The following is an 8953-nucleotide window of genomic DNA, read 5'->3' as shown; positions in this document are numbered from 1 at the left end:
CCGAACCCCCGCCATCACCATCGCCGCATAACCACCCCAAACAGCCCCATACCCGGCACCACGTCCTTGACGAAGGACATAGAGACACCCCCCCAGGGGCGCGGGGAACTGCGCGACCAGCCACGCACGGACCGCAGTGCCGAATCCACCCCCGGCGGGTCTCGGGAAGGGGCGGGGTGGGGGATAGAAAGGAAGCCATGCGCACCACCCTCGTACGGAACATCGCCACCCTCGTCACCAACGACCCGGAACGGGACGACGGCCCCCTCGGCCTCATCCAGGACGCCGCCCTCGTCATCGAGGGCGAGCGGATCGCCTGGGCCGGCCGCACGGCCGACGCGCCGGACGCCGACCACGCCGTAGACGCGCGGGGCCGAGCCGTCATCCCCGGCTTCGTCGACTCCCACTCCCACCTCGTCTTCGCGGGCGACAGGACCCAGGAGTTCAACGCCCGCATGAGCGGCCAGGCGTACGCCGCCGGCGGCATCCGCACCACCGTCGCGGCCACCCGCGCCGCGAGCGACGAGGCGCTGGGGGCGAATGTCGCCCGCTACCTCGCCGAGGCGCTGCGGCAGGGCACCACCACCCTGGAGACCAAGTCGGGCTACGGCCTGACCGTCGAGGACGAGGCCCGCGCCCTGCGCGTCGCCGCCGAGCACACCGACGAGGTCACCTACCTGGGCGCCCACATCGTCGCCCCCGAGTACGCCGACGACCCGGCCGGATACGTCGCCCTGGTCACCGGCGAGATGCTGGACGCGTGCGCCCCGTACGCCCGCTGGATCGACGTGTTCTGCGAGAAGGGCGCCTTCGACGGGGACCAGGCGCGGGCGGTCCTGACGGCGGGCCGGGCCAAGGGGCTGCTGCCGCGCGTGCACGCCAACCAGCTCACCTACGGGCCCGGCGTCCAGCTCGCCGTGGAGCTGGAGGCCGCCTCCGCCGACCACTGCACCCACCTCACCGACGCGGACGTCGACGCGCTCGCCCACAGCGCCACCGTCGCGACCCTGCTGCCCGGCGCCGAGTTCTCCACGCGGGCCCAGTGGCCGGACGCCAGAAGGCTGTTGGACGCGGGCGCGACCGTCGCGCTTTCCACCGACTGCAACCCCGGCTCGTCCTTCACGTCCTCGATGCCGTTCTGCGTCGCGCTCGCCGTACGCGACATGGGGATGACCCCGGACGAGGCGATCTGGTCGGCGACCGCCGGTGGCGCCGCCGCCCTGCGGCGCACCGACATCGGCCGCCTCGCGCCGGGCGCCCGCGCCGACCTGGCGTTCCTCGACGCCCCCTCGCACGTCCACCTCGCCTACCGGCCCGGCGTCCCGCTGGTGAGTGAGGTCTGGCGGGCGGGCCGCAGGGTCTGACCGCGCCCCCTCAGCGGGCGTTCAGGAGCCGGCCAGCCGCTCGATCTCGGCGGTGTCGCCGGTGGCGAGGAGCCCGAACAGGCGCAGCACCTCCTCCTTGGAGACCCCGGACAGCTGACGCGGCGGCGCGTCGGGATCGTCCAGGTTCTCCCAGAGCAGCCACAGCAGCTCGCCGCTCGGGAACGCGCTCAGCGACCAGCCGTTCTCGTGGGTCAGGGAGACGTCGGGGTGCTCGTCGTCGGCGTCGGCGAGGCCGTCCAGGATCGTACGCATCGTCGCTTCGTCGGGCGCCTCGACGGAGGTGCCCGACAGGTCGGTCATGAAGTAGCTCATACGGTGCATTAGCTCACGCGGGCCCCTGCCGCACCAAGGTGAGCGGTTCGCGCTTCGGGCCGTTCGCGGTGTAGCCACACGGGTGCGAGGCGTGTTCCCATACCTTCGCAGCGAGGGACGGCGGCGTGACGGCCGCGACCACATCCGTGGGGGGAGTCGCACTGTGCGGGAACGTGGGCCCACGCCGGTCACCACAGGCGGGCAGCGGCCCCCCGGCGACACGGCGGGGGAACGGGCTCCGGACGCGCCGACGCGGACCGCGCGAAACGGCGGTCGCCGCCGCCGGATGCCTTTCCCGCCTCACCTGATACGCCCTCAACTCCTGCTCACCTGGCTTCCGTTGGGGACCGCGACGGCCCTGTGGATCTACGCGCTGCCGCGCATCGACTACGGGCACATGGGCGACTGGGGCCTGCTCGACAAGCTGCCCGCCGCCTTCTACCTCTCCCTCGCCGTCCTCACCGGCGGCTTCGTCGTCAGCCTGCGCCGGGCCGGCACCGCGCCCTGGTGGCCCGGGCTCTACAGCGTCGCCCTGCTCTTCGCCCTCAAGGCGCCCACCGCGATCCTGTACGACGCGGTGCGCTACCCCTGGGCGTCCAAGCACGACGCGGTCGTCAGCCATCTGCTCGCCAACCAGGAGCTGCGCCCGGGCGTCCCGCTGTCCGGCAACATGGCGGCGTACGACCAGTGGCCGGGCTTCTTCACGCTCAACGCGGGGCTCGTACGGGCCTTCGGCGTCGACACCGCCGCCTCCTACCTCAACTGGGCGCCGCTCTTCTACGGCGTCGTCCTCATCCCGGTGCTCGTCCTGGTCTACCGCACCTTCGCCGAGGACTGGCGGCTGGTATGGACCGGCGTGTGGATCTTCGAGGTCGCCAACTGGGTCGGCCAGGACTACTTCTCGCCCCAGGGGCTCGCGCTGATCCTGCACCTGGCCGTACTCGCCGTGGTGTTCCGGCACTTCGTACGCCCCGGGTCGGCGGGGCGGCTGCGCTCGCGGGCCGAACTCGACCCGGCGGCGGCCGGCATCCCGCCGCCCACCACCGCGCGTCAGCGGGCCGTCTGCGTCGCGGTCCTCGTCCCGATGATCGCCGCGATCAACTTCACCCACCAGCTGACCCCGGTGATGCTGTGCGTCGCCCTCGGCGCGCTCAGCCTCACCCGGCGCCACCGCGACCTCGGGCTGCTCGCCGTGACCGCCCTGATCATGCTGGTCTGGGACCTCACGATGGGGCGCCCGCTCTTCGTGGAGACGCTGGCCTCGTTGAAGGAGTCGGTGGGCAACCTCCTGCACAACTCGCGCGCCGGATACGTCGGTGAACTCACCGGCCCCGGGCCCGTGTTGCAGGGCCGGGCCGACGTCGTGATGGTGCTCGTGGTCGCGGTGCTCGCCCTTGTCGCGGTCGTCCTGCGACGCGCGCTGACCCGGAGCGCGCTGCCGCTGCTCGTGGTGTCGGTGGCGCCGGTGCCGCTGTTCGCGGTCAACGACTACGGGGGCGAAATGCTCTTCCGGGTCTACCTGTTCGGGCTGCCGGGCGCCGCGTTCTTCGCGGCGGCGGCGCTGGTGCCGGCGGCGGGGCGGGCGGTGGCCGGGGTGAAGGTGGTGGGTACCGGGGCGAAGGCGGGCCGGGTGTCTCCGGTGGCGCGGCGGCGGATCGGGGCGGTGGCGCTGCCGCTGGTGCTCGTGCTGCTGGTCGGGGGGTTCGTGCCGGCCTACTACGGCAAGGAGCGCATGTACTACACGCCGCCGGCCGAGACGGCGATGGTGACGAGGGTGATCGACAACGCGCCCAAGGGGTCGATGATTCTCGCGGTCACCGGGTCGTTTCCGCAGGCGCTGCGGCGGTACGACCAGCTGGAGCACTGGTTCGTGGCCGAGCAGGAGGAGCCTCGCAACGTGGCCATGCTGCGGGATCCTGTGGGGTTTCTGGAACCGCAGTTGCCCAAGGACGGGCGGTCCGTGTACTTCCTCTTCACGCGGACGCAGTACGTCTACTCGGCGGGGGAGGGGTTGCTTCCCGTGGGGGGTTTCCAGGAGCTGGAGGCCAAGCTTGAGGCGTCCGCGCGGTTCAGGGTGATCGACCGCACGCCGTACGGGACGGCCCTCAAGTACGCGCCTCCACGCCCCCCGTGACCTGGTTTCGGCCCCTCCCCGCCCCTTCCCTAAACCCGCCGGGGGTGAAAGACCCTGGGGCTCCGCCCCAGACCCCGTATCGCGCCTGAAGGGCGCTCGTCCTCAAACGCCGGACGGGCTGGGTATGTCCATGGGGACCAGCACGAACCCCGCCAGGGGCGCGGGGAACTGCGCGAGAAGCGACCACCGGACCCGCACCCGACGTCCGAAGCCTTCAAGGGGCGCGGGGAACTGCGCGAGAAGCGACCACGGACCCGCACCCGACGTCCGAAGCCATTAAGGGGCGCGGGGAACTGCGCGAGAAGCGCCCACGACCGGCACCCGACGTCGAAGGCCATTAAGGGGCGCGGGGAACTGCGCGACCAGCCACCTACGGGCCGCGCCCGAAAGGCGATCGGGGTTGGCAGGGGCGCGGGGAACTGCGCGAAGGGCCGTGCGTGGCGGCGGACGAACCACTTGGAGGAGACCCGCACCATGACCCGTACCCGCACCCGTACCCGCACCCGCACCCGCACCCGGACGTACGTCCGCCTCGCCACCGCGCTATCCGGCTGGCCAGCCCTCGCCGCCACCGAACTACCCCCCGGCCCCGCCCGCTGGATCCCCGTCCTCCTCTTCGTCTCCCTCGGCCCCGGCCTCGCCCTGCTCCACCCCCAGCCGGCCCCCCTGCGCCCCGGCGCCCGCCTGGAGGCCCTGGCGCTGGCCGCGCCGCTGAGCCTGTCGCTCGGGGCGCTGGTGTCCACCGTCCTCTTCCTCGTACACGGCTTCTCCGCGACCGCGTTCCTCGTCTCCCTGGCCGCCGTCGCGACCCTCGCCTCCGCCTTCCCCGGCCTGCCGCTGCCCGCCGCGACCCGGGGCGCGGCCGAGCGCGGGGCCGGCCGCTGAGCCACGCCTCACGCGGCCCGCCCGCCCCGCGCGGCCCGTCTGAGGCGGGCGTACGCCACCGAGGCGGCCGCCGCCACGCACAGGCCGGTGAAGACCGGCAACGCCACCGCCGCGAAGGCGTGCTGGCCCGCCCAGGCCATGATCGCCAGGAGCCACACCAGCACCGCCGTGAGGCGCCAGTGCGCGCCGAGGGCACGCAGCAGCACCGTGGCCAGGGCCAGGCAGAGCGGGTGCAGAGCGAGCGGCAGCCAGCGGGCCACGCCGTCCGGCGTGGTGAACCCGGCCGTCTCGGACAGGAAACGGACGAACGGGGTGTGCCAGGGCCCGGACAGCGGATCGGGCGGTACGCCGAGGATGAGCGGCGCGGTGTGCAGGCCCGCGACCGTCACCCCCAGGCCCGCCACCAGCAGCCCGGGGGCGGGCCGGTAAAGCGACACCGCCCCGCTGCACACGACGATGAGCAGCACCCCGCCGGTGAGGCTCACCGGCGGCAGGGCGCGCAGCAGCCCCGCGCCGTCGAGGTCGCCGCCCGCCGGGGCCGCCGCACGCGAAAGGGGCACCCAGAACAGTCCCGCCGCGAGGCCGAGCAGCAGCCACAGGGCGGTCGTCAGCCACGCTTCGTCGCCGTCGCCGTCGCCGTCACCGTCGCGGTCGCCGTCGCGCTCAGGGGCGGCGGGGCCGCGCGGCGGGCGCGGGGCCGCACCGGCCGCCGGGGCCGGGCCAAGGTCCACACCGGCGCGCGGATACGTGGTCGGCTCGGCCCAGCGCGTCCCGTACTCCGGATCCGTATCGGCCCGCGCGAGGGCCCAACTGGTGCCGAACTCACGCGCGTTGGGGGCGTCCGGCGCGCGGAGGGCGGCGCGGCCGGCGAGCGCGCCGCGCAGCCCCGGCAGGCAGCACAGGGCGATCACGCTCATCGCGCACAGCTGCGCCCAGCCCGCGCCGGAGATGCCGAGCGGGCCGAGCAGCACCCCGGCGCCGCCGAGGACCAGGGCGCACATCGCGCCCTGGAGGAGCGCGAGCACCCCGGTGCGCCCCTGGACCCGGAGCACCCCGATGTACAGCTCGACGGCGACCCGGGGGATCGCGGCCAGGGAGAGCAACCGCAGGACCAGCGTGCCGTGTTCGGCGTAGTCGCTCCCGAAGGGGCCGAGGATCCGGGGCGCGGCCACGAGCAGGAACACGACCACCGGGATGAGGAGCAGCGCCATCCGGCGCAGCGACCCGCGCACCCCGTCGGCGAGCCTGCCGGGACTGTGCGAGGAGTGCGCGGTGAGCGACGAGGCCATGTTGACGGCCAGGAACTCCATGGTCCCGCCGACGGAGTACGCGATGAAGAAGAAGCCGTTCTGGTCGGCGGGGAAGCGTACGGCGACCAGCACGGGGAGCAGGTTGATCATCGCGAGGGAGAACAGCGCGCCGATCGAGTCCCCGGCCAGGAAGCGGCCGATCTCGCGCGGCTGGGGGACGGGACGGTCGTGGTCGGCCCGGGCCTGCGCGGGGATGAGACGGCGGAAGACCAGCCAGCCGAGCGGCACGATGGACAGGGCCGACGCGGCCGTCCAGGACACGAAGACCCCGAGCGGGAGCGCCGAGAACGCGGCGAGCAGGAGCAGTTTGCCGAGCGAGAACACGGCGTTGCCGACCGGCACCCAGACCGCCTTGCGCAGGCCGGTCAGGACGCCGTCCTGGAGGGTCAGGACCGCCCAGGCCACCGTCGCCACCGTGAAGAGCGTTCCGGCGGCGGGCCCGGAAAGGGGCGCGTACGACGGGCCCCACAGGGGCAGCGTGCACAGGAAGACGACGCAGGCCACCGTCACCACGACGGCGCTTGCCAGATAGGCGCGCCGTACGAGCGGGCCCGTCGAGCGACCGGCCCGTGGCACATAGCGGACCACCGCGCCGATCAGGGTGGCGGCGGTGACCGAGGCGAGCAGCTTCATCGCGGCGATGGCCGCCGAGCCCTGCCCGACCGCCTCCTCGCTGTAGTAGCGGGCCGCGACCAGCCAGAAGCCGAGGCCGAGCGCGGCGGAGACGGCCGTGGAGAGCATCAGGGCGTAGGCGTTGCGGAACATCGAGTCGCCCCCGGCGCCGGCGCCGTCCGCCTCAGACACCAAAGGGGCCGCCCCGCGCGGGCCCGGCGCGCACCGCCCTCAACGGGCCGAAGGGCAGGGCGGGTCGGGCAAACCGGCGGACGGCCGCCACCCGGGTCACGCAGCGGTCCGCCCCGAGCGGTGCGCGCGGGCCCGCGCGGCGGGCGGGGGGATCGGCCCGGGTCCAGGAGGCGAAGGGGGCGGGGCCGGGCGCCCTCCGCGGGGCGTGGGGCCGCTCGCCGGGGCGTTGAGGCACCGAGGTGTCCTCGCGTTCGCGGGGCCCGAGCGGGCGAAGGGCGGCCCGCGCGGCGGGCAGCGGGCATGGTCCGGGCGCGACGGGCCAGTGCCCCGGCGCCACATTTGAGCCGCCTCGGCAGGAGCGCGCGACCGGTCGCGCGCGTCCCGGCCGGTCGCGTCCCGGCCGGTCGCACACCGGTCTCTCGACCGCGTCGTACGCCATGAAGTCCCCCCAGACCTCCCGCGACCCCAGCGCTCAATGTGACCCCGGCCACGGCGCTTCGTCAACAACGCCGAGCGGCCCGTTCCTTGACGGAACGGGCCGCTCGGCGGTGGTGCGTCACTCCTCGACGGTCAGCCCCTTGCGGAGCACCCGCAGGGTGCGCGAGAGCAGGCGCGAGACGTGCATCTGGGAGATGCCCAGCTCCTCGCCGATCTCGGACTGCGTCATGTTGGCCACGAAGCGCAGCGACAGGATCTTCCGGTCCCGCGCGGGGAGCCGGGCGATCAGCGGCTTCAGGGACTCGATGTACTCGACGCCTTCGAGGTCGTGGTCCTCGTAGCCGATGCGGTCGCTGAGCGCGCCCTCGGTGTCGTCCTCCTCGGGCTGGGCGTCGAGCGAGCTCGCGGTGTACGCGTTGCTCGCCGCCATGCCTTCGACGACTTCTTCCTTGGTGATGCCCAGGCGTTCGGCGAGCTCGCCCACCGTGGCCGAGCGGTCAAGCTGCTGGGCGAGTTCGTCGCCCGCCTTGGCGAGGTCCAGACGGAGCTCCTGAAGTCTGCGCGGGACCCGCACGGACCAGGAGGTGTCGCGGAAGAAGCGCTTGATCTCGCCGACGATGGTCGGCATCGCGAAGGTCGGGAACTCCACGCCCCGGTCGCACTCGAACCGGTCGATCGCCTTGATCAGGCCGATCGTGCCGACCTGGATGATGTCCTCCATCGGCTCGCTGCGGGAGCGGAAGCGCGACGCGGCGAACTTGACCAGTGCCAGGTTCAGTTCGACCAGGGTGTTGCGTACATACGAATGCTCGTGCGTGCCCTCTTCGAGCGCGTCCAGGCGGGCGAAGAGCGTCTTCGACAGCGCCCGCGCGTCGACGGGGCCGACCTCGGCGAAGGGCGGGATCTCGGGGAGGCCCTGGAGTCCTTCTGGTGCGTGCTCTCGTGCCCGCGGGGGGCGGATGTCCTGCTGGTCCTGCTTGATCGACGTATCCGCCGGCGATTCGTCGAGCCGGGGTGACATGGGTCTCCTCCATCGTTCTCGGCATATGGCTGCCGATGCCCATACGTGTTGTCCGCGGTGTGCGGCGCCTCCGTGGCCGGTCGTGTTGAATAACTGTCGCTACTACCCCTACCCGCTTTGTGTGGGCACGTGCAAGGCTTCTTTGCCCCCATATGTCCACTTTGCGGGGTTGTTTGACTTTCAGATGTCGCAGGGAAGGCGTAGTGTTCTTGAGAAGTTACGACGAATCGGCGAAGAGGGACGGCATGGACCGCGGCACGGTCGGCAGCACGAATCGGGGCCGGCTCCGGGTCGGAGTCCGTACCGAGGGCGGCAGCGAGATCCTGACTCCGGCGGGTGAGCTCGATCACCACACGGCGGATCTGCTCAGGGAGCCCCTGGAAGGGGCCATCGCCCAAGGGCGTATCCGGCTCGTCGTGGACTGCTCGCAGCTGGAATTCTGCGACTCCACCGGATTGAACGTGCTGCTCGGCGCCCGCCTCAAAGCGGAAGAGCTGGGAGGGGCGGTCCACTTGGTGGCGATGCAGCCGGTGGTTGCGAGAGTTTTCGAGATCACCGGCGCGGAGGCGGTCTTCACCGTGCATGATTCGCTCGATACCGCTCTGCGTGACTGACCCCGATTCGTCCGGGCAGGAGATGCAGACAAGACATTGGCGAATCGGTG

7 protein-coding genes are annotated in these 8953 nt (G+C 72.7%); 4 read left to right on the top strand and 3 right to left on the bottom strand.

Features of this window, described 5'->3' with window-relative positions:
- Nucleotides 1-197: 197 nt before the first annotated feature.
- Nucleotides 198-1364, top strand: a complete 1167-nt coding sequence (gene hutI / locus ACFYM2_RS33280; RefSeq protein WP_388460852.1) for an imidazolonepropionase — start codon at nt 198-200, stop codon at nt 1362-1364.
- 21 nt (nt 1365-1385) lie between these two features.
- Here the strand turns inward: hutI and ACFYM2_RS33275 are convergent, their stop codons facing one another.
- Nucleotides 1386-1697, bottom strand: a complete 312-nt coding sequence (locus ACFYM2_RS33275; RefSeq protein ID WP_388460854.1) for a hypothetical protein — start codon at nt 1695-1697, stop codon at nt 1386-1388.
- Nucleotides 1698-1983: 286 nt separating this feature from the next.
- Here ACFYM2_RS33275 and ACFYM2_RS33270 point away from each other — a divergent pair, with 286 nt between their 5' ends.
- Entirely contained in the window at nt 1984-3831 is a 1848-nt protein-coding gene (locus ACFYM2_RS33270; RefSeq protein ID WP_388841376.1) for a hypothetical protein, read from the top strand.
- Between the two features lie 474 nt (nt 3832-4305).
- Nucleotides 4306-4716, top strand: a complete 411-nt coding sequence (locus ACFYM2_RS33265) for a hypothetical protein (RefSeq protein ID WP_359004795.1) — start codon at nt 4306-4308, stop codon at nt 4714-4716.
- A gap of 8 nt (nt 4717-4724) precedes the next feature.
- Here ACFYM2_RS33265 and ACFYM2_RS33260 read toward each other — a convergent pair whose 3' ends face one another.
- Nucleotides 4725-6791 carry a lipopolysaccharide biosynthesis protein gene (locus tag ACFYM2_RS33260; protein ID WP_388841392.1) on the bottom strand — a complete coding sequence of 689 codons (2067 nt, stop codon included), beginning with the start codon at nt 6789-6791 and terminating at the stop codon, nt 4725-4727.
- A gap of 595 nt (nt 6792-7386) precedes the next feature.
- The gene (locus ACFYM2_RS33255; RefSeq protein WP_388841373.1) at nt 7387-8289 is read right to left on the bottom strand and encodes an RNA polymerase sigma factor SigF; all 903 of its coding nucleotides are present in this window, start codon (nt 8287-8289) and stop codon (nt 7387-7389) included.
- A gap of 245 nt (nt 8290-8534) precedes the next feature.
- Here ACFYM2_RS33255 and ACFYM2_RS33250 point away from each other — a divergent pair, with 245 nt between their 5' ends.
- Nucleotides 8535-8903: an STAS domain-containing protein gene (locus ACFYM2_RS33250; RefSeq protein ID WP_350230759.1), complete on the top strand. Its 369-nt coding sequence runs from the start codon at nt 8535-8537 to the stop codon at nt 8901-8903.
- The last annotated feature ends 50 nt before the right edge of the window (nt 8904-8953 follow it).

Source organism: Streptomyces sp. NPDC006711 (assembly GCF_042869775.1).
Taxonomy (GTDB): domain Bacteria; phylum Actinomycetota; class Actinomycetes; order Streptomycetales; family Streptomycetaceae; genus Streptomyces.
The sequence above is the reverse complement of the archived record's forward strand: the minus strand, read 5'-3'. Positions and strand labels throughout refer to the sequence as shown.

Coding starts and splice junctions, on each gene's coding strand:
- ACFYM2_RS33265 (WP_359004795.1), top strand. CDS start 4,306: ATGACCCGTACCCGCACCCGTACCCGCACCCGCACCCGCACCCGGACG.
- ACFYM2_RS33250 (WP_350230759.1), top strand. CDS start 8,535: ATGGACCGCGGCACGGTCGGCAGCACGAATCGGGGCCGGCTCCGGGTC.
- ACFYM2_RS33260 (WP_388841392.1), bottom strand. CDS start 6,791: ATGTTCCGCAACGCCTACGCCCTGATGCTCTCCACGGCCGTCTCCGCC.
- ACFYM2_RS33255 (WP_388841373.1), bottom strand. CDS start 8,289: ATGTCACCCCGGCTCGACGAATCGCCGGCGGATACGTCGATCAAGCAG.
- ACFYM2_RS33275 (WP_388460854.1), bottom strand. CDS start 1,697: ATGAGCTACTTCATGACCGACCTGTCGGGCACCTCCGTCGAGGCGCCC.
- ACFYM2_RS33270 (WP_388841376.1), top strand. CDS start 1,984: ATGCCTTTCCCGCCTCACCTGATACGCCCTCAACTCCTGCTCACCTGG.
- hutI (WP_388460852.1), top strand. CDS start 198: ATGCGCACCACCCTCGTACGGAACATCGCCACCCTCGTCACCAACGAC.